The organism is Streptomyces typhae, assembly GCF_009755605.1.
GTDB classification, from domain to species: Bacteria; Actinomycetota; Actinomycetes; order Streptomycetales; family Streptomycetaceae; genus Streptomyces; species Streptomyces typhae.
In genome coordinates, this window is sequence record NZ_WPNZ01000013.1 from 144,079 (window position 1) to 163,345 (window position 19,267).

17 protein-coding genes are annotated in these 19,267 nt (G+C 74.3%); 9 read left to right on the forward strand and 8 right to left on the reverse strand.

Features of this window, described 5'->3' with window-relative positions; translation table 11 throughout:
* Nucleotides 1–210: 210 nt before the first annotated feature.
* A complete protein-coding gene (gene cds1, locus GPA10_RS23900; protein ID WP_157167389.1) occupies nt 211–1,332 on the forward strand; it encodes an L-cysteine desulfhydrase Cds1 in 1,122 nt (373 codons plus the stop codon).
* Here cds1 and GPA10_RS23905 read toward each other — a convergent pair.
* On the reverse strand, nt 1,329–1,577 hold the full coding sequence (locus GPA10_RS23905; RefSeq protein ID WP_157167271.1) for an SRPBCC family protein: 249 nt from the start codon (nt 1,575–1,577) through the stop codon (nt 1,329–1,331). The two genes, cds1 and GPA10_RS23905, sit on opposite strands and share 4 nt — an antisense overlap.
* Nucleotides 1,578–1,630: 53 nt before the next feature.
* A complete protein-coding gene (locus GPA10_RS23910; RefSeq protein WP_343041267.1) occupies nt 1,631–2,503 on the reverse strand; it encodes a DeoR/GlpR family DNA-binding transcription regulator in 873 nt (290 codons plus the stop codon).
* A gap of 223 nt (nt 2,504–2,726) precedes the next feature.
* Here GPA10_RS23910 and GPA10_RS23915 point away from each other — a divergent pair, with 223 nt between their 5' ends.
* Complete coding sequence (locus GPA10_RS23915) at nt 2,727–5,120, forward strand: hypothetical protein (protein ID WP_343041268.1); 2,394 nt, start codon at nt 2,727–2,729, stop codon at nt 5,118–5,120.
* On the opposite strand, the gene GPA10_RS23920 is transcribed toward GPA10_RS23915, so the two are convergent.
* The 4 genes from GPA10_RS23920 to GPA10_RS23935 all read right to left on the reverse strand — a co-directional run bounded on the left by GPA10_RS23920 (nt 5,080) and on the right by GPA10_RS23935 (nt 9,681).
* Nucleotides 5,080–7,485: a right-handed parallel beta-helix repeat-containing protein gene (locus GPA10_RS23920; RefSeq protein WP_157167273.1), complete on the reverse strand. Its 2,406-nt coding sequence runs from the start codon at nt 7,483–7,485 to the stop codon at nt 5,080–5,082. The genes GPA10_RS23915 and GPA10_RS23920 overlap by 41 nt on opposite strands.
* A gap of 144 nt (nt 7,486–7,629) precedes the next feature.
* A complete protein-coding gene (locus GPA10_RS23925) occupies nt 7,630–8,235 on the reverse strand; it encodes an Rv1733c family protein (protein ID WP_058851149.1) in 606 nt (201 codons plus the stop codon).
* An 87-nt stretch (nt 8,236–8,322) separates the two neighbouring features.
* Entirely contained in the window at nt 8,323–9,147 is an 825-nt protein-coding gene (locus tag GPA10_RS23930; protein WP_157167274.1) for an MOSC domain-containing protein, read from the reverse strand.
* Between the two features lie 45 nt (nt 9,148–9,192).
* The gene (locus GPA10_RS23935) at nt 9,193–9,681 is read right to left on the reverse strand and encodes a DUF6643 family protein (protein WP_058851151.1); all 489 of its coding nucleotides are present in this window, start codon (nt 9,679–9,681) and stop codon (nt 9,193–9,195) included.
* 374 nt (nt 9,682–10,055) lie between these two features.
* On the opposite strand from GPA10_RS23935, the gene GPA10_RS23940 reads away from it, so the two are divergent.
* Nucleotides 10,056–11,372 (forward strand): TerD family protein, encoded by a 1,317-nt coding sequence (locus tag GPA10_RS23940; protein ID WP_157167275.1) that lies wholly within the window; start codon nt 10,056–10,058, stop codon nt 11,370–11,372.
* A 21-nt stretch (nt 11,373–11,393) separates the two neighbouring features.
* Here GPA10_RS23940 and GPA10_RS23945 read toward each other — a convergent pair whose 3' ends face one another.
* Entirely contained in the window at nt 11,394–12,689 is a 1,296-nt protein-coding gene (locus tag GPA10_RS23945; RefSeq protein WP_157167276.1) for a glycosyltransferase, read from the reverse strand.
* Between the two features lie 58 nt (nt 12,690–12,747).
* On the opposite strand from GPA10_RS23945, the gene GPA10_RS23950 reads away from it, so the two are divergent.
* Both GPA10_RS23950 and GPA10_RS23955 read left to right on the forward strand, forming a co-directional pair.
* A complete protein-coding gene (locus GPA10_RS23950; protein ID WP_343041269.1) occupies nt 12,748–13,602 on the forward strand; it encodes a glutamate racemase in 855 nt (284 codons plus the stop codon).
* Between the two features lie 212 nt (nt 13,603–13,814).
* Entirely contained in the window at nt 13,815–14,363 is a 549-nt protein-coding gene (locus GPA10_RS23955) for a hypothetical protein (protein ID WP_058851154.1), read from the forward strand.
* Here the strand turns inward: GPA10_RS23955 and GPA10_RS23960 are convergent.
* The gene (locus GPA10_RS23960; protein WP_198351689.1) at nt 14,320–15,321 is read right to left on the reverse strand and encodes an O-antigen ligase family protein; all 1,002 of its coding nucleotides are present in this window, start codon (nt 15,319–15,321) and stop codon (nt 14,320–14,322) included. The genes GPA10_RS23955 and GPA10_RS23960 overlap by 44 nt on opposite strands.
* Nucleotides 15,322–15,643: 322 nt before the next feature.
* Between GPA10_RS23960 and lnt the strand changes: the two genes are divergently transcribed.
* The 4 genes from lnt (at nt 15,644) to GPA10_RS23980 (ending at nt 19,243) form a co-directional block, all read left to right on the forward strand.
* Nucleotides 15,644–17,236, forward strand: coding sequence for an apolipoprotein N-acyltransferase (lnt, locus tag GPA10_RS23965; RefSeq protein WP_343041270.1), 1,593 nt, complete (start codon nt 15,644–15,646; stop codon nt 17,234–17,236).
* A 9-nt stretch (nt 17,237–17,245) separates the two neighbouring features.
* Nucleotides 17,246–17,719, forward strand: a complete 474-nt coding sequence (locus GPA10_RS23970; RefSeq protein ID WP_157167277.1) for an NUDIX hydrolase — start codon at nt 17,246–17,248, stop codon at nt 17,717–17,719.
* 161 nt (nt 17,720–17,880) lie between these two features.
* Nucleotides 17,881–18,588 carry a hypothetical protein gene (locus GPA10_RS23975; protein WP_157167278.1) on the forward strand — a complete coding sequence of 236 codons (708 nt, stop codon included), beginning with the start codon at nt 17,881–17,883 and terminating at the stop codon, nt 18,586–18,588.
* A gap of 31 nt (nt 18,589–18,619) precedes the next feature.
* A complete protein-coding gene (locus tag GPA10_RS23980) occupies nt 18,620–19,243 on the forward strand; it encodes a hypothetical protein (protein WP_157167279.1) in 624 nt (207 codons plus the stop codon).
* Nucleotides 19,244–19,267: the final 24 nt, after the last annotated feature.

A 19,267-nucleotide genomic window follows, 5' to 3' on the forward strand; every position in this document is an offset into this window, starting at 1 on the left:
TGCCACTTCGGCGTGCGGCGGCGCTGCCGGCCGGGGGACCGGGCGGTGGACAAGCAGTGGCTTTGAGGGGCCAAAAGGTGTGTTTATGCAGGTGAGCACGGTGTTTTGGGTGTTTATCATCGAGGCGTGAGGCCGAAGCGAACCGGCTCCGGCACGAGGCTGAGGAGCCATGCGGTGCGCACCACACAGCACGATCCGATCGACGAGCCGATGGCCACCCTCGACGTGGACCGGAGCGACGAGAGCTACCGCTCCTGGCTGAAAGAAGCCGTGCGCAAGGTCCAGGCCGACGCCAACCGGTCCGCGGACACCCATCTGCTGCGCTTCCCGCTGCCCGAGCACTGGGGCATCGACCTGTATCTGAAGGACGAGTCGACGCACCCGACCGGAAGCCTCAAGCACCGCCTCGCCCGCTCGCTGTTCCTCTACGGCCTGTGCAATGGCTGGATCCGTCCTGACCGGCCCGTGATCGAGGCCTCCAGCGGCTCGACGGCCGTCTCCGAGGCGTACTTCGCGAAACTGATCGGTGTGCCCTTCATCGCGGTGATGCCGCGCACGACGAGCGCCGAGAAGTGCCGACTGATCGAGTTCCACGGCGGCAGGTGTCATTTCGTGGACGACTCCCGCACCATGTACGCGGAGTCGGCGCGGCTCGCCGTCGAGACCGGCGGCCACTACATGGACCAGTTCACCTACGCGGAACGGGCCACGGACTGGCGCGGCAACAACAACATCGCCGAGTCGATGTTCCAGCAACTGCGCCTGGAGCGCTATCCGGAACCCGCGTGGATCGTCGCCACCGCCGGTACCGGCGGCACCTCCGCGACCATCGCCCGCTATGTGCACTACATGCAGCACGACACCCGGATCTGCGTCGCCGACCCGGAGAACTCCTGCTTCTTCGACGGCTGGACCCACCACGACCCCGACGCCACCAGTGACTGCGGCTCCCGCATCGAGGGCATCGGCAGGCCGCGGATGGAGCCGAGCTTCGTGCCCGGCGCCATCGACCGCATGATGAAGGTCCCGGACGCGGCGAGCGTGGCGGCCGTGCGCGCACTGGACCGCGCCATCGGCCGCAAGGCGGGCGGTTCGACCGGTACGGGGCTGTGGAGCGCCCTCAGGATCGTCGCGGAGATGGTGGCCGCGGGCCGCACGGGCAGCGTCGTCACGCTCATCTGCGACCCGGGCGACCGGTATCTGGACAAGTACTACTCGGACACCTGGCTCGCCGGGCAGGGCCTCGACATCACGCCGTACGAGCGGACCATCGAGATCCTGCTCGCCACCGGCCGGTGGCCCGCCCCGGTCGCGGCCGCCGGGGCGGTCTAGGACGCGTCCTTCCCGGCCAGCAGGCGGTCGAGGTTGGTGACCGCGGTGGTGAAGCTCCGGTCGAGGCCCCGGCGCCCGTGCCGCAGGGCCAGCCGCAGCGGCGCCGCCGCCCCGGCCGCGAACGTCCACTGCACCCGCGTACGCGTGGCGGTGACCGGGGCGAGCCGCCACTCCTCCACCAGCGCGCGCAGCCCGGGGGCGGCCGCGATGAACTCCAGGCCCACGGGTTTCAGACGGTGCTGCATGGAACGCGCCCCCCTGGCGACCGGCCGGCCCGGCCACCCCAGCGGGGGCGCCGTCAGCTGTCTGCGGGGTCCTCGGCTTCGTCCGGCAGGCCCGCCACCGCGGTCTCGTCGTCCCCCGGCGTACCCGCGACCAGGAGCCTGCGCAGGTGCTCGGAGACCTCCGTACGGGCCTGCTCGGGCAGGCCCGCGTCGGTGACCAGCGTGTCGACCTGACCGAGGGAGGCGAACGAACTGAGGCCCACCGTGCCCCACTTGGTGTGGTCGGCGACCACGACCACGCGGCGCGCGGACTGCACCAGACGGCGGTTGGTCTCCGCCTCCGCGAGGTTCGGCGTGGACAGACCGGCCTCGGCCGATATGCCGTGCACGCCGAGGAACAGCACGTCGAAGTGGAGCGCCGCGATCGCCTGATCGGCGACAGGACCGACCAGCGAGTCCGACGGCGTGCGCACCCCACCCGTGAGGACCACCGTGGCCGCGCCCTGCCGCTGCCCCGAGCTGCGCTGCGCGGAGTGGAAGACGTCTGCGACCCGCACCGAGTTCGTCACCACGGTCAGATCGGGGACGTCGAGCAGCTGGTGCGCGAGCGCGTACGTCGTGGTGCCGCCGGAGAGCGCGATGGCCGTGCCCGGCGCCACCAGCGTCGCCGCCGTCCGCGCGATGTCCTCCTTGGCGCTGAGCTCAAGACCCGACTTGGCCTCGAACCCCGGCTCGTGCGTGCTGGCCTCCGCCACCGGGACCGCGCCGCCGTGCACCTTCTCCAGGACCCCCTGGCGGGCGAGGGCGTCCAGATCGCGGCGGACGGTCATGTCGGACACGCCCAGCTTCCTGGTGAGCTCGTTGACCCGGACGCCACCGCGCCTGCGGACCTCGTCCAGGATCAGGGCGCGACGCTGCTCCGCGAGGAGGTTCTGATTCTCGCTCACGTCAGGTCCATGCCCTTTCCACCCGCTGGAGCCCGTCATCGGGTCGCCTCATCCTCGCACGAGCGCTCGTTGTGTATGCCACCGACCGGACTGCTTCCAGAGCCCACGGAAGGGGGAGATTACGTGACGGAGGCTGCGCACGGGGCGAGAAGCAGAGATCCTTGTGTCCTTGCGCGGCCGTACGCGACTCGTCCACAGCGCACGACTCGGGGGATGCGGAACAGTGGAGCACGCGGAGCAGCACGAGCCGATCGCCCTGGAACTCCTCGTCCACGGGGTCGGCGGCACCACACCGGAGGAGATGCTGGGCGATCCCCGCACCGTCTCCGTCTCCGGTGACAGGACCGCGGCCGTCTACCGCCGCGCCGACGACGCGGACGCCGAGAAGCGCCCCGAGGACTACCGGGAACGCCCGGTCCCCGAGGCCTACGTCTGGTGCAATCTGACGTCCGGGAACAGCTCCCGCGCCCTGTGGCTGCTGCTCCTGCCGTTCATGGTGGTCAACCTCGCCCACTGGATGCGGCCCACGGCCCGCCGCGCCCGCCGCGCCGTGCGCGCCTACGGCCTGCTCGTGCGGCTGCTCGCCCTCACCCTCACCGTGCTCCTGGTCGCCGCGGCGTGCGAGACAGCGATCGATCTGACGGCCTGGCAGTGCGCGGGCACCGCCGCCTGCGTGAACGACCACTCGTGGCTCGGCTTCCTCGCGCCGGAGTCCGCCGGGGGCGGCGGCTGGTGGTCGCAGCCCGGCCGCCGCCTGGCCCTCGCCGCGGCCCTGCCCGCCGCCCTCACCGGCCTGCTCTGGTACCTCTCCCACCGCACCTGGAGCGCGTACGAGTCCCAGCAGCCGATGCCCCACCAGCCGGACCCGGAGGAAGCCACCCGCAACGCCCTCGGCAAGCCGGGGTTCTGGTACGGACGCCGGATCGTGGCCCGGCTGCGCGCCGCGCACACCGCCGCGGGCCTGCTGACGGTGGCCGCAGCCGTCGGCGCCTCCGCCGCCCGGTACGACCGGCGGCCCGGCGGCGCCGCCCTCCTCGACGCCGCCGGCTGGGCACTGCTTTCGGCCGTGGTCGTGGCGGGAGCGTTCCTGGTGTGGGTGGTGTGCCGCAGGGGGCGCAGCGAGAACCGGCTCGACCGGCGCGTCGACCGGGCCCTGGTGCGCCGGCTTCCGGTCGCCGCCCTGGCGCTGCTCGTCCTCGCCGTCGTGTACGCCGGGTGGTCGCGGCCCGCCTGGAGCTCGACGGGCCGGCTGCCGGGCAACACCGTCTTCGGCGGCATCACCCTCGTCCAGGGCGTCCTCGTTCTCGCCCTCGGCGCGGTCGCCGCCGTCATCTTCCGCGGCGCGCCGGACGCGCGCACCGCGGTCCGCGGGTTCGGCGGCCCCGCCGTGGCCATGCTGGCGTGCGCCCTCGGCGGGGTGATGTCGGGCGGCGGTTCGCAGCGCGTCGCCGACTGGCTCGACGGGTCGGGGTCGCCCGGCGCGGGCGGCTCCATCGACGGTCCGCCCGCCCTCCTCACCTGGCAGGCGTCCGTCATCCCGCCGCTCCTGGTGGTCGTCGCCGTGCTCTGCGGCTGGCTGGCCGTGCGCAGCGCGCGGCTGCTGCGGCGCGCACTGCGCCAGGTGCCGCTCGACTACCCGAAGGAGCGCAGGGACACCACCCGCACCCGCCGCATCGCCCGCACCCGCGTGGGCGCGTCCCTCACCGACCGGGCGCCCCGGATCGTCGGCATCACCTCGGGCGCCACGCTGCTCCTCGGCGCGGCGGCCCTCATCGGCGCCTGGACCACCGGCAGGGTGCCGGGCCGGGCGGCGCGGGACGCCCCGCCCTTCGTCCAGGGCTTCGCCGAGACCGCGCAGGCCCTCGGCTCCTGGATGATCGGTTTCGGCTTCATACTCTTCGTCACCTGGGGCCGCCGCGCCTACCGCGACCCGTCGGCCCGCCGCAGCATCGGCATCCTGTGGGACGTCGGCACGTTCTGGCCGCGCGCCGCCCACCCCTTCGCGCCCCCCTGCTACGCCGAGCGCGCGGTGCCCGACCTGACGTGGCGCATGCACACGTGGACCCGTGCCACCGGCGGCCGCCTCGTCCTGTCCGGGCACTCCCAGGGCAGCGTGCTCGCCGCCGCCGCGGCCTGGCAGCTCCACCCCTCCGTACGCAAGCGCGTAGCCCTGCTCACCTACGGCTCACCCCTGGAACGGCTCTACGGCCGCTGGTTCCCCGCGCACTTCGGCCCCGCCGCCCTCGGCGCCCTGCACCGCGAGGTCGACTGCTGGCGCAACCTGTACCGCCTCACCGACCCCATCGGCGGGCCCGTCCGCCTCGACGGCGACAGCGGACCGCAGGTCGACCGTGCGCCCCTGCGCGACCCGCTCGCCTACGGCCGCACCGAGGAACACCCCCTGCCCGCGCCGATACTCGGACACGGCGACTACCAGGCCGACCCGGCGTTCGCCGAGGAGCGGTCGCGGCTGCTCGCCCGGCTCAGGCCCGCGGTGCCCGCGCCGCGCCCGGCGGGGACGGAGCCGGGGACGGACGCGGGGGTCGCGGTGGCCGCGGCGGCGACCGACCCGGCGGCTACGGCAGATCCGGCAAGTCCTCCGGATACAGCAGCGTGAGGTCGTCCGTGTCCGGCGTCGCGAGCTGGGCGACCCGGCCCGCGTGCCGTTCCACCATCGCCTCGAAGGTCTGGCGCGCCGTGCGGCCGTTGCCGAACGCGGGGCCCTTGGGGACAGCCGTGAAGTACTTGAGCAGCGCCTCGCCGGTGCCCTGGCCGAGGGTGTACTCGTGCTCCTCGGCCTGCTGCTCGACGATGCGCAGAAGCTCCTCCGGCGCGTAGTCGCCGAAGGTGATGGTGCGCGAGAAGCGGGAGGCCACACCGGGGTTGACGGACAGGAAGCGGTTCATCTCCGCCGTGTAGCCCGCGACGATCACGACCACCGCCTCCCGGTGGTCCTCCATCAGCTTCACGAGCGTGTCGATGGCCTCACGGCCGAAGTCGCGCCCGGAGTCCTCGGGGGAGAGCGCGTAGGCCTCGTCGATGAACAGGACGCCGCCGCGCGCCCGGTCGAAGGCCTCCTGGGTACGGATGGCCGTGGAGCCGATGTGCTCGCCCACCAGGTCCACGCGGGACACCTCGACGAGGTGGCCGCGCTCCAGGACACCGAGCGAGGCGAGGATCTCGCCGTAGAGCCTGGCCACGGTCGTCTTGCCGGTGCCGGGGGAGCCCGTGAACACCAGATGGCGGCGGACCGAGGCCGCCTTGAGCCCCGCCTCCTGGCGGCGCCGACCCACTTCGATCATGTCGGTGAGCGCGCGCACCTCACGCTTGACGCTCTCCAGGCCCACCAGGGTGTCGAGTTCGCCGAGCACCGCCTTGGAGGAGCGGGACGCCTGCGCGGGCACCGTCGCGGCGGGCTGCTCGGCCGGGCGCGGCCCCGGCATCGAACCGAGCAGCCCCGCGGTCTGCGTGGCCGTCTGCGGGGCGGGATCCGGCACGGCTGCGGGCCGCACGCCCCCGCTCTCGTCGCTCGTGCAGTCCTCGACCAGCGGCCCGTCCTCCGCGAACTCGTACCCGCCGCGCGCGCACCGCTCCGTGCGGCACCGGCGCAGCGTCGTACGGCAGCCGTCGATCACATGGAAGCCGTACCCGCCGCTGTCGGTGACCTTGCAGCGGTCCAGGCTGCCGCGGCCGCCCGCGGAGACGTAGAAACCGGCCTCGGCGGGCGAGGTGACCGTGCACCGCTCGATGGTGGGGTCGGCTCCCTTGGTGATGATGACACCCGTCTGGGTGCCGTCGACCGTGCAGTTGGCGAGGATCCCGCCGCTGCCGTGGTCCCGGAACCACGCGCCGGTCGCGGCCTCCTTGATGCGGACGTCGTCGAGCTGGGCCGTCGCGCCGTCGCTGACCGACACCGCCGTGTTGCGGACCTGCGTCAGATCGCTGTCGACGACGTCGACGCGCGAGCCCCGGTCGAGGACGAACAGGGCGTCCGGCACGTCGTGCACCCGGCACGACTCCAGGACGGCCGTCGCGCCGTCGCTGACCCACACCGCCGGGTAGTCGCCCGTGCTGTCGTGGATCTCGCACTGGTTGGCGTCCACGCGGGTGCCCGGGTCCCACACCGAGAGGCCGTTGCGGCCGAACTCGCGCACGGTGGTGCGGGTCAGCGTGAGGACCGAACGGGAGCGCAGGTCGACGGCGTTCTCGGGAATGTCGTGGATGCGGCAGTCGGCGAGGGTGAGGACGGCGTCGGTGTCCAGAGTGACGCCGTCGGACGTCGTGCGGTGCACGCCGCAGTCCGTCAGATGCGCCGCCGCCCGCGCCGTGACCTGCACGCCCGAGCCCTTGATCTCGTACACCTCGCAGCCGACGGCCTCCAGGCCGCTGCCCTCACCGGTGACGGAGAGGCCCGCGCCCGACGCGTGGTGCACCCGGCAGCGCTCCAGGCGCGGATGCCCGCCGCCGCGCACCGAGACACCGGACTGGCCCGCGGCGACGACCTCGCACTCCTCGAACACACCGCCGCCGCCGTCGAGCACGCCGATGCCGATGCCGCCCGGGTTGTCGACCGTGCAGCGGCGCACCGTCGGGCGGGCGCCGCCGCGCACCTCGATGCCGCACGCGGAGCGCGTCATCACCCGTACGTCGGTGAGCTCAGGGGCGCCGTCCTCGACGAGCAGCGCGGGCGCCGCCGAGTCCTGCCCCTCCACATGGACGTCCTGTACGAGCGCGGACGCCCGCACCGTGAGCGGCACCCCGTCCACCGGCGCGATGCGCACGGAGCCGGGGGAGCCCTCGGGGCCGCGCAGCGTGACCGCCCGCTCGACGACGAGGTTCTCGCGGTACGTCCCCGGGGCCACCGTCAGGACGTCGCCGTCGCTCGCGGCTTCGAGGGCGGCCGCCAGCGATGTGTACTCGCCCGTGCGGCGCCGCCACCGCGACGTACCGGTGTGCGTCACCTGGACCGTGCCCTGTGCCATGGAGTTGCTCTGCCCCCACCTCGGAATTCGCGGGCCTCGCGCCCGCGCGCAAGGAGGCCGAAGAGTTCGCCCGGTCCACCGTAGCGCGCGAGGGGAGGGCGAGTTGACCCGATGGCCGGGCCGGTGGCCGTGGATCCCGCCTGCTCAGGCGCCCGTGCCCGCCCTGCCCCAGTCCGGGCCCGCGTTGTTCCAGGCCTGGTCCCAGCGTGCGTAGCGGCGGCGGACCAGGCGCCAGACGACCAGGCGCCTGCCGCCCTCGACTAGGCCGCCGCAGACCAGGGCGGCGCCGAAGCCGGCCAGGGCGGCGTGCGTCGTCGCTGTCGCGGCGTCCAGGGGGCGGCCGACGACGTGGCCCTCGGCGTCGGTCCAGATGCGGAACCGGTCGCCGGGGTGCGGGGACTTGAGGTTGACGGCGACCGTGCCCGTGTGCCCGGAGCCGTCGGGGGCGCTCCAGCTCGCGAGGACCCGGCGGTGCGCGTCGCGGGCGGAGGAGGTCTCGGGGTCGGGGTCGAGGGGCGGCCGGTCGTGGCGTTGCAGGACCGTGGCGGTGACGCTGTGGCGGGCCTCGCGCTGGGCGGTGACCGCGCGTTGCAGCGCGTCGTGCGTCAGCAGGCCCGTGACCGCGCCGGTCACCGGGGCGGCGACCAGGATCAGGAAGAGGGCGACCAGGGCCGTCCAGGCCTCGGCGATGTCGGTGGGACGACGCAGCGGGTTGTGGCGCCAGCGCCAGAGTCCGGTGATCGCTCGCACAGTCCTGCACCCCTTCCGCGTCCACCCGACCGCGCCAGGTACTTCAACGTCCTTCCCCCGACGTCGAGTTCCCCGGGGCCCGCCCGTTCATTCGAGGATCTTCACCGGATCGCCGACGCGAAGGGTTCCGGTCGATTCGGGCACGAGGTGCAGTCCGAAGAGGAGCTGGTCACCGACGCGGCGGTGGCGGGCGAGGGTGCGCAGCGGCTCCTTGCCGCGCTCCGCGGTGCGCTGGTCGGTGGTGGTCACCACGCACCGCGCGCACTTCCTGGCCACCCGGAACACCACGTCGCCGACGGCCAGGCGCGACCAGTCGTCCTCCGACCACGGGGGCGTCCCCGCCACCACCACGTTCGGCCGGAAGCGGTTCATGGGCAGCGGGCCCTCGTCCGGGTGGTCGCCCTGCGCTATCAGGGAGTTCAGGGCGTCGAGGGAGGAGAGCGTCGTGAGCAGGAGCGGCAGGGCGTCGGCGAAGGAGAGCATCTCGCCGGGGCGGCCGTACCCCGCGACGACGGGGCGCCGGGTCGCCGGGTCGTCCAGGTGGCACAGGCGGACGTCCAGGCCGAGGAACGCGCTGAACCAGGCGTCCGCGACGGGCCCCGCGGGCACTCCCTCGGCCTTGTCCCGCGGGAACTGCACGGGCACCGTCGCCCCGGGCTCCGGCACGGCGACGGCGAGCGGCGGGCTTCCGGGCGCGGACACGCGTATGCCGCTGTCGGGCAGGAGCTCGACGGCGACCGTCGCGAGCCGCGGATGGGGCCGTTGCGTCACGGCCTTGCCCGCGCTGTCGACCAACACCCATCTCCGGTCACCCGCGAGCCCCCAGGGCTCGACGGCGGCCTCACGCGGAGCGTGCCCCCCGGCCGCCTTCAGCGGGTGGATGTGCAGCGAGTGGAGCGCGGGAATCGGCATGCGGCCATCCTGCCAGCAGGCACTGACAGGGAAGGCCGCAGCCGATCAGTAGCCGCGGTACTGCCGGTTGTACGGGTCCTCGTGCGGAGCCGGGGCCGGGCGGGGCTGCGCGGGGCGCATCGCCTCGTACCCCGTGTTGCCCATGGGGCGCCCTTGCTGCGGGCCCGGATAGCCGCGCGGTCCTCCGGCCTGCTGCGGGATGTACGGCGCCGGGGCCTGTTGCAGCGGAGCGGGCTGCGGGGCGGGGGCGTAGCCGTACGCCGGGTTGGGGTGCGCGGCCGCGGGCATCGGCGCGGGGGCCATGGCGGCCGCCGGATGCATCGAGGGGCCCGCGGACATCGACGGGCCCGAGGGCAGGGCGGGCAGGGCCGGGAGGGCGGGGAGGTGACTGCCCGAGTCGTACGCGGAGGGGACCCGGATCGGGGCGATCTGCGGGGTGCCCCGCTCGGCGACCAGGGAGTCGTAGATCGGGGTGTCCGGGAAGGACGGCGCGGAGTAGTAACCGCCGCCATAGGTGGAGCGGGGGGAGGTCATGCTCCATAAGTTAAGCCCTTGATGTGCTGGTTGGGGAGACCGATAAGAGGGTTGTTTTGCGTGTCGGCAGGGGTTGCCGATCCCCAATGCGAGCGAACTTGGGAAAATCGGTCGTGATGCGACGTAGGGATCGTGTAAATGCGGCGGTCTACGCGGGTTGCTCGCGATGGCGTCCACGGGGGTTACCCGCGGTCGACCGGCGCGGGTCCCGCGGCTGTCGCGCAGCTGGCGTTCCGGCGTTCCGCCGGCCTCCTCCGGCCGTCCGGAGTACGTGGTGGGGACCGCCCGTGCACCGCTGCGAATGCCAGGTAATAGGTTGGGTGGGAACGCAACGGCGGCCCGGCCGGACCCGGCAACTTGTGATGGGGGCATACATGTCAATGGCCAAAGGTTCGAATGTTCCCGTGCAGGCACCCTCGGTGCGGGTCGAATTGGGGTGGGGGTCGGGCCCCGGGGTGCCGGACGCGGACGCCTCCGCGCTGTTGCTCGGCGCGACGGGGAAGGTGCGCTCGGACGCCGACTTCGTGTTCTACAACCAGGCGACGCACGCCTCGGGCGCGGTGCGCCACGAGGGCAAGCGGTCCGCGGGCGGCGGCGTGACCGACTCGCTCGTCGTCGACCTCGCGCGCGTGGAGCCCGCCGTGGAGACGGTGGTCCTCGCCGCCTCCTCCGACGGCGGCTCGTTCGGCAAGGTCCCCGGACTGCACATCCGGGTCGTCGACGCGGCGAGCGGCGCGGAGATCGCCCGGTACGACAGCGCGGACGCCACCGTGGAGACGGCCTTCGTCCTCGGTGAGCTCTACCGCCGGCAGGGCGCGTGGAAGTTCCGTGCCGTCGGCCAGGGCTACAGCAGCGGCCTCGAAGGCCTCGCGACCGACTACGGCATCACGGTCGACGAGCCCCAGCAGGCGGCCCCGCCCGCCCCGGCGTCCGTACCGGCCCCGGCCCCGGCGGCGGCTCCCGCGCCGCCCGTCGCACCTCCCGTAGCGCCCCCGGTGGCGGCGCCCGCCCCCGTGTCCCCGCCGCCGCCCGCCGCGGCGCCCGCGCAGCCGGTGCGCCTCACCAAGGTCACGCTGACCAAGGACGCGCCCTCGGTCTCGCTGACCAAGCAGGGCGGCACGTCCGGCGCGCTGCGGGTGAACCTCAACTGGGAGGTGCGCAAGCAGTTCAAGGGCTGGGCCAGCAAACTCGGGCGCGCCGTGGCCATGCACGCGGACCTCGACCTCGACCTGTGCGCGCTGTTCGAACTCGCCGACGGCCGCAAGGGAGTCGTCCAGGCCCTCGGCAACGCCTTCGGCGCCCTGCACCAGCCGCCGTACATCCTCCTCGACGGCGACGACCGCACCGGCGCCGTCTCCACCGGCGAGAACCTCACGGTCAACCTCGACCACTCCCAGGAGCTGAAGCGCCTGGTCATCTTCGTGACCATCTACGAGGGCGCGCGCAGCTTCGCCGACCTGAACGCCACGGTCACCCTGACCCCGCAGCACGGCGCACCGATCGAGTTCTCCCTCGACGAGTGCACGGTGCCCTCCACGGTCTGCGCCCTCGCACTGATCACCAACACCAACGGCGAACTCACCGTGCAGCGCGAGGCCCGCTACCTCGTCCCCGAGCGCGGGGTCAGCCCGCAGCGGACCATCGACTACGCCTACGGCTGGGGCATGAACTGGACGCCGGGCCGCAAGTGACCGCGCGCCCCTGAGCTGGGGTCAGGGGCGGGACTCCTCCGGCGCGGTCGTGCCGGGACGGGTGTAGGTGCGGCCCTTCCAGGCCGCGCCGCGCCCCCGGTAGTGCTGCACGGCGGAGTCCACCGTCATCAGGAGGTAGAGGAACGCGGTGGCGGGCAGCGTGAGGGCGAGCCACAGGGGCTGGCGGTAGTAGCGGAGCATCGGCAGGTACGTCGCCGTCATCACCAGCCAGGCGAGACCGCCGAACACCGCGGCGCCCGCGCTGCCCGTGGCGATCCCCGCGACCAGCGTCACCGGTGGTGCCAGATACACCACCGCCAGCCCGGCGACCGTCACCACGAGCACCGCGGGACTGTGCCGCAGTTGCGCGTACGCGCTGCGCGCCACCATCCGCCACAGATGGGCGAGGCGCGGATAGGGGCGCACGCTGTCGACCCGGTCGGCGAGCCCCAGCCAGATGTGCCCGCCCGTGCGCTTGACCGCCCGCGCGAGCGCCACGTCGTCGATGACCGCGTGCCGGATGGCGTCGGGGACCCGGGCCCGTTCGGCGGCGTCCGCGCGCAGCAGCACGCATCCGCCCGCCGCCGCGGCGGTCCGGCCGCCCTTCCTGCCGATCCAGCGGAACGGATAGAGCTGCGCGAAGAAGTACACGAACGCCGGGACGATCAGGCGCTCCCATCCGCTCGCCACCCGCAGCCGGGCCATCTGCGAGACGAGGTCGTAGCCGCCGGTCCGGGCCGCGGCCACCAGCGTCCGCAGGCTGTCGGGGGCGTGGGCGATGTCCGCGTCGGTGAGCAGCAGATACTCGGGGGCGGGCACGTGGGGCCCCGCGTCCGTGTGCGGCTCCGCGTCCGTGTGGGACCCCGCGTCCGTGGGGGACTCCGCGCCCGCCTGGGGCCCCGCGTCCGTGTGCCGTCCCGCCGCACGCGCGCGTGCCCGCTCCATTCCGTGCCGCACCGCCCAGAGCTTGCCGGTCCAGCCCGCGGGCGGCTCGCCCGGCGACGTCACCGTCAGGGCGAGCCCGCCGGTCCGCTCCGCGAGGCCCCGGGCCAGCTCGCCGGTGCCGTCGGTGCTGCCGTCGTCGACGAGATACACCTCGGCGTGCCCCGGATAGTCCTGCGCGAGCAGCGAGGGCAGGCTCGTCGGCAGCACCTCGGCCTCGTCCCGCGCGGGGACGACGACGGCCACCGAAGGCCAGTGCTCCGGCTCCGCGCGCGGCGGCAGGCGCAGATCCGTACGCCAGAAGAAGCCCTGCCCCACCAGCATCCACAGCCAGCCGGCGAACGAGGCGGCGGCGATCCACACAACGACGCTCATCCGCCGCAGTCTGCCCCACCCCGCCGGGCTTGTCCGGCCCATCGTCTAAGGTGACCGGGTGAAGATCGCGCTGATGGACTCCGGCATCGGACTGCTCGCCGCGGCCGCCGTGGTGCGCCGGCTGCACCCGGAAGCGGACCTCGTCCTGTCGTCCGACCCGGACACGATGCCCTGGGGTCCGCAGTCCCCGGAGCAGATCACGGAACTGGCCCTCGCCGCCGCCGAGGCCGCCGCCGCGCACCGGCCGGACGCGCTGATCGTGGCCTGCAACACCGCGTCCGTGCACGCCCTGCCCGCCCTGCGCGCCCGCCTCGAACCGGGCCTGCCCGTCATCGGCACGGTCCCGGCGATCAAGCCCGCGGCGGCCGACGGGGGCCCCGTCGCCATCTGGGCCACGCCCGCCACCACCGGCAGCCCCTACCAGCGGGGTCTCATCGAGGAGTTCGCGGGCGGCGTGTCCGTGACCGAGGTGCCCTGCCCCGGCCTCGCCGACGCCGTGCAGGAGGCCGACGAGGACGCGATCACGCGGACCGTCGAGGCCGCCGCGGCCCTCACCCCGCCCGATGTAAGGGCCGTCGTCCTTGGCTGCACCCATTACGAGTTGGTGGCGGAGCGCATCCGGGCCGCCGTACAGCAGCCGGACCGGCCGCCCCTGGTCCTGTACGGCTCCGCGGGAGCCGTCGTCGCCCAGGCCCTGCGCCGGATCCGCGAACGCGGCGCCGTCTCGGCCCAGGACCCGGCCCCGGCCGCACCCGAGCGCACCGGGAGCACCGGAAGCACCGCAAGGAGCACGGGCACCGAAGGCACCCTCACGGTCCTCCTCGGCGGCCACGAGGCGCCCCTCCCGCGCGCGGCCCACACGTACGCCGAGGGCCGCCTCCTCGCGGCCACCGCCCCGGTCCTGAAGTCCTGACCGCGGGGGCGGGCGGCCGACCTGAGCGGCCGACGGCGATGTCCGGGCGACGGCCACCGGGGCCCGCCCCGCGCCACGCGTGTGGCGCAACCCGCAGCACCCCCGCCCCGGCACCCCCGACACCAGGCCGCAGCCGTCCCGAGCCCCGCGCCGCGGCGGTGTCGTTCCGCGACGCCGTGCCTTCGGGGCGGAACGTGCGTACTCTCGACTCCATGACGGACCACGCCCCCAGCGAGCGGGTCAGCTCGGAGCACACCGAGATCTGGACCGGACGCGCGCGGAACCGCGGTCAGTGGCTGCTGGCCTGTGGCGGTGCCGCCTGTCTGGCCCTGGGCATCGACCTGGCCGTCGAGGCCCTCTGGCCCTCCGGCATCCTGCCGCTGATCATGTCGATCGTCGGCTGCATCGCCGTCGGCCTGCTCATCCTGTTCGGCACGCTCGCCTTCGTGCACGTCGCCGTGAAGGTCGACGCGGACTCCCTGGAAGTGCGCTGCGGCCACATCGGGGTGCCGCGCCGCCGCATCCTGCTGTCGCACGTCGTCGGTGCGGAGTTCGTACCCGCCGTCACGCCCCGGCACTGGGGCGGCTGGGGCTACCGCTGGCGGCCCGAGCAGGGCACCGCCGTCGTCGTCCGACGCGGTGAGGGCGTCGTCCTGATGCTTGGCGACGGCCGCAAGTTCACCGTCACCGTGGACAACGCCGAGGCCGCCGTCCGCATCATCCGCGACCGGCTCCGGACGGCCGGGAGCGCCCCGGCCTGACCTGCTCCTGCGCGTCCTCCAGAGGCCGTGCCGTGGTGATGCCCGCGAGCAGCCCCGCGCCCACCGTCACGGACGTCACGCTCAGGGCGTTGCCGACCGCCGCCACCAGCGCGAGCGCCGTCAGGGTCGCGCCCGCCGTGAGGACGACCTGCGTGGACCGCGGCGAGCGCCACAGGGCGAACAGCAGCCAGCCGAAGGCCGCCGCGAGCAGCGCGACGCCCACGAACCCCTGCTCGGCCGCCTGCTGGAGCAGCGCCGAATGCGGTTTGGCGTCCGCGAGGAGGCCCTCGGTGACCGCGGGCGACGTCTCGCCGAACCGCCCCGGACCCACGCCGAGAGCCGGGTGGTCCGCGGCGAGCGCCTCGGCGTCCCGCCACATCCGCACCCGGAACGGCCCGAGCTGCCCCTCCAGGGACGTGGCGAGCCCCTCGGGCAGCACCCTGGCCGCCACGGTCCAGGCGAGCCCCGCCACCACGGCCGCGGTCAGCGCGAGCCCGGCGAGCACGAGCCCCCTGCGCCGCATCAGCGCCGTCGCGAGTGAACACAGCACGATCCCGGCGGACGCGATCACCCCGGCCGACGAACCCAGCAGCGCCGCCGCCACCACGACCCCCGCCGCGAGCAGCCGCAGCCAGGTCCGCAGCGCCCCGCGCGCCGCCCACGCCGCACAGCAGGCCGCACCCGCGGCCAGGGCCAGCAGGGCCGCCGTGGCGCCGACGGGGCCGAGCGGCGAGGAACTGACGGGCCCCGGCGTGACGTGCGGCGCGGCCGCCGCGAGCGCGATCCCGCCGAGCGCGCCCGCGCAGGGCGCGGCGACCGGCAGCAGCGCGCCCGCGATGCGCCCGCCCGCGTACCCGGCCGCCACCGCGAGGACGGCGAGCAGTATCCCGTCGGGCCTGCCGCCCCGCACACCGGTCGTGATCAGGACCCACGCCGCGCAGGCCGCGAGGATCGCCATGCCCAGGCTGTCGGCGGTGGCAGCGGTCGGTGCGGAGCCCGCGGCCCCCCGCCACCTGCGGGACCCGGCGGCGGTCGCGGCTGCCGCAGTGATCTTTCTCGACGTCACCCGTCGCCCCCCGATGTGTGACGGTCCCGAGTGCCTGGCTGGTTCTTGACGCACGTCAGGGACGTAGGACCACGCTAGCGGCTGCGGACACCAGATGGGGACATCTTGCGCAGGAACGATCCGTCCGGGGCGGGGAAAGGAGTCTTCGGGGCAGCCGTGGAGGGCCCGCAGGCCGCGCTGTCGGTGTCCAGGTGACGCGCCGTACACTCCCCGAGTGACCGCCACCGCCGTTCCCACCGACGCGTCCGAGCAGACCGCACCGCAGCCCGGACCGGACACGCGTGCCGAGCGGCTGAAACGACGGCTTGTTCCGGCCGGTGCGGCCGTGCTCTCCGGAGTGCTCCTCTATCTGAGCTTCGCCCCGCGCGAGCTGTGGTGGCTCGCGCCCTTCGCGTTCGCCCTGCTCGGCTCCGTGCTGCACGGGCGGCGGCCCAGGGCGGGCTTCGGCCTCGGCATGCTCATGGGGCTCGGTTACTTCCTCCCCCTGCTGTCCTTCACGGGCGTCGACGTGGGGCCGGTGCCGTGGATCGCGCTCGCCGTGGCCGAGTCTGTGTTCCTCGGCCTGAGCGGCCTGGGCATCACCCTCGTGTCCCGGCTGCCGGCGTGGCCGGTGTGGGCCGGCGGCGTGTGGATCGTGGGGGAGGCGGCACGGGCGCGCTTCCCGTTCGAGGGCTTCCCCTGGGGCAAGGTCGCCTTCAGCCAGCCCGACGGCCTGTTCCTGCCGCTCGCCGCGCTCGGCGGCACCCCGCTGCTCGGCTTCGCCGTGGTCCTCTGCGGCTTCGGGCTCGGCGACGTCGTACGCCGGCTCGTGGCCGACCGCCACGCGCGCGACCGGGCCCTCGTGACGTCCGCGGCGCTCGCCCTCGCCCCGGTGGTGGCGGGCGCGGCCGCCACTCCGCTGGTGTCCACCGCCGCCGAGCACGGCACCGCCACCGTCGCCGTGATCCAGGGCAACGTGCCGCGCATGGGTCTCGACTTCAACGCCCAGCGGCGCGCGGTCCTCGACCACCACGTGCGCGAGACCCTGCGCCTCGCCGCCGAGGTCAGGGCGGGCAAGATGAAGCAGCCCGATCTGGTCCTGTGGCCGGAGAACTCCTCGGACATCGACCCGTACACGAACGCCGACGCCCACGCCGTGATCGACAAGGCCGCCAAGGCCATCGGCGCCCCCGTCTCGGTCGGCGCCGTCGTCACGGCGGAGGACGGCAAGCCGCGCAACCGGCAGATCCTGTGGGACCCGAGGACCGGCCCCGGCGCCGTGTACGACAAGCGGCACCTCCAGCCCTTCGGCGAGTACATGCCCTACCGCGGCTTCTTCCGTCTCTTCAGCTCCGACGTCGACCGCGCCGGTGTCTTCGAGCCCGGCGACGACCCGGTGGTGTTCGACATGGCGGGTACCGGGATCGGCCCGGTCACCTGCTACGAGGCCGCCTTCGACGACGTGGTCAGGGACCAGGTGCGCGAAGGCGCCGAGATCCTCTCCGTACCCAGCAACAACGCCACGTTCGAGCGCAGCCAGATGACGTACCAGCAACTGGCCATAGACCGCGTGCGGGCCGTCGAGCACGGCCGTGCCGTCATGGTCCCCGTGACCAGCGGCGTGAGCGCGGTGATCCGCCCGGACGGCACGATCGCCCAGCGCACTGGGATGTTCACCGCCGAGTCGCTGGTCGCCGATGTGCCGAAGCGCAGCTCCCTGACGCCCGCCACCCGCGTCGGCGCCTGGCCCGAACTGGTCCTCGCACTGGTGGGCGCCGCAGGTGTCGGCTGGGTGATCGCCCGACGCCGCACCGGGAGCGCCGGTTAGGGTCGCCGCATGGCTACCCCTGACTTCATCCGCACCCTCCGCGCCGACGCGGGCCACCAACTCCTCTGGCTGCCCGGAGTCACCGCGATCGTCTTCGACGACGCGGGCCAGGTGCTCCTCGGCCGGCGGGCCGACAACGGCAAGTGGTCCGTCATCGGTGGCATCCCGGAGCCGGGTGAGCAGCCCGCCGAGTGCGCCGTGCGCGAGGTCTACGAGGAGACGGCCGTGCGCTGCGTCGCCGAGCGGGTGGTCCTGGTGGAGGCCCTCAAGCCGGTCACCTACCCCAACGCGGACGTCTGCCAGTTCATGGACATCACGATCCGCTGCCGGGCCGTGGGCGACGGCGAGCCGCGCGTGAACGACGACGAGTCCCTGGAGGTCGGCTGGTTCGCGCTCGACGCGCTGCCCGACCTGCACGAGACCGGTCTGTTCCGGATCAAGCAGGCGATGGCGGACAGCCCCACCTGGTTCGACCGCGGCTGAGCGGGCCGGAGCCGGGGCCCCGCCGAGGGGCCGCGGGACGGGGCGCCCGGGACCGGCCGGAAGCGGCATGGTGACCACCCCGGACAGCATGTAACCTGCACGGACATTGTTCGCGCGGAGGCCGCCGCGCCGCCGCGGGACCAGCGAGACAGGGGCGGGAGTTGAGCCGGAAGACCTATGGCCTGACGCTGCGCGGATTCGCCTGTGCGCTGCTGGCCCTTCAGGTCTGGCTCGTATGGCACCTCAGCACCTACGACGTCACGACCGTCATGTGGGAGTGCGACGGCGAGGGCTGCGGCAGCGACCAGTTCGCGGCGATGGCGCCGGAGCTCGGCGTCGCTTCCGCCGCGCTGCTCGGCTTCGTCGCCGCGCGGTTCCTGCACCGGGCCACGGCGGGCGCGGTGATCGCCCTGAGCGCGTCCGGGGCCGCCGCGGGCTGGCACGACGCGGTGGCCGACGGCCGGGTCGACTACGGCACGGTCACCGACTTCATGCTCGTCGTGCCCGCGGGGCGGCACTCCGTCTCCTTCTGGCTGACATTCCTCCTCGCGGTGGCCGCCGCGGGCTGTCTCATCGCCCTGTGGGGCGGCGCCGTCAGCCTGCGCAGGACGGCCGCGCTGCGCAGGCTGCGCGCGGAGTTCAGCACGGCGGAGGCACGCCTGGAGGGCTGGCGCCCGGTGCGCGGCAGGCGCGGCGAGGTCACCGTCGTCTTCCACGACACCCGGGGCGCCCGCCACGCCGTGCCCGTGGTCGTGGACCGCGCCGCCCTGGACCGGCCGGTGCTCGCCGTGTACGACCGCGGCCGCCCCGCCGACCCGGGGCGCACCCGGGTCGCGGTGCCCCGACGACGCATGCTGCGCTCACCATGAGGCCCCGGACAGCCGCCGTGAGGACCCCGGCATGAGGCACTCCGTACGCCGCTTCCTCGCCCTGGACGTGCTGCTCGGTGCCGCCGTCGTGGGCCTGGCGTTCGCCGCGCTCGCCGAGGGTGTCGTCGACGGGCCAGGCTGGCTCCTGTACGTCGGCCTGACCACGACCGCGTTCGCGCTCACCCTCCTGGGCGCGGTCGCCGAGCACGGGCACGGCGGCGCCGCGTCCGGGCTGCGCCCGGGGGGTCCGCGCGCCTACGCGCCCGCCCTGGTGCACTCGGTGCGGTCCGTGCACGGGGAGTCCGGCAGGCTCGTCCTCGACCCGCGGGCCACCGGTGCCCTGTTCGCCTTCGACCTGACCGTCGTCCCGGAGGGCCGCCGTCCGTTCCGGGTCGAGGTGCGCCACCCCCTCGACGTACAGGACCTGCTGCACCGGGGCCGTGCCGTCGTCGAGTACGACCCGCGCCAGCCCTGGCGCGTGGTCCTGCCGGACCGGCCGCCCCACGAGTGGCTGGCGCGCGCCGAGCGCCTCGACGAGGACGTCGCGGCCACCGCGGGCGGGTCCCCGCGCGGCCTTCCGCCCGGCGCGCACGTCCTGGTCACCGGGGCCCTCGTCGCGGCAGGCCTGGTGGGGGCCCTGCACTTGGCGGGATGAGGTCCCGGCCGGTGGCCGGGCGAG

What these genes read in the sequence shown, in the direction of transcription:
- cds1 (WP_157167389.1), top strand. Translation starts at nt 211, where the DNA reads ATGGCCACCCTCGACGTGGACCGGAGCGACGAGAGCTACCGCTCCTGG.
- GPA10_RS23905 (WP_157167271.1), bottom strand. Translation starts at nt 1,577, where the DNA reads ATGCAGCACCGTCTGAAACCCGTGGGCCTGGAGTTCATCGCGGCCGCC.
- GPA10_RS23920 (WP_157167273.1), bottom strand. Translation starts at nt 7,485, where the DNA reads ATGGCACAGGGCACGGTCCAGGTGACGCACACCGGTACGTCGCGGTGG.
- GPA10_RS23930 (WP_157167274.1), bottom strand. Translation starts at nt 9,147, where the DNA reads ATGCCGATTCCCGCGCTCCACTCGCTGCACATCCACCCGCTGAAGGCG.
- GPA10_RS23935 (WP_058851151.1), bottom strand. Translation starts at nt 9,681, where the DNA reads ATGACCTCCCCCCGCTCCACCTATGGCGGCGGTTACTACTCCGCGCCG.
- GPA10_RS23940 (WP_157167275.1), top strand. Translation starts at nt 10,056, where the DNA reads ATGTCAATGGCCAAAGGTTCGAATGTTCCCGTGCAGGCACCCTCGGTG.
- GPA10_RS23945 (WP_157167276.1), bottom strand. Translation starts at nt 12,689, where the DNA reads ATGAGCGTCGTTGTGTGGATCGCCGCCGCCTCGTTCGCCGGCTGGCTG.
- GPA10_RS23955 (WP_058851154.1), top strand. Translation starts at nt 13,815, where the DNA reads ATGACGGACCACGCCCCCAGCGAGCGGGTCAGCTCGGAGCACACCGAG.
- GPA10_RS23960 (WP_198351689.1), bottom strand. Translation starts at nt 15,321, where the DNA reads ATGGCGATCCTCGCGGCCTGCGCGGCGTGGGTCCTGATCACGACCGGT.
- GPA10_RS23970 (WP_157167277.1), top strand. Translation starts at nt 17,246, where the DNA reads ATGGCTACCCCTGACTTCATCCGCACCCTCCGCGCCGACGCGGGCCAC.
- GPA10_RS23980 (WP_157167279.1), top strand. Translation starts at nt 18,620, where the DNA reads ATGAGGCACTCCGTACGCCGCTTCCTCGCCCTGGACGTGCTGCTCGGT.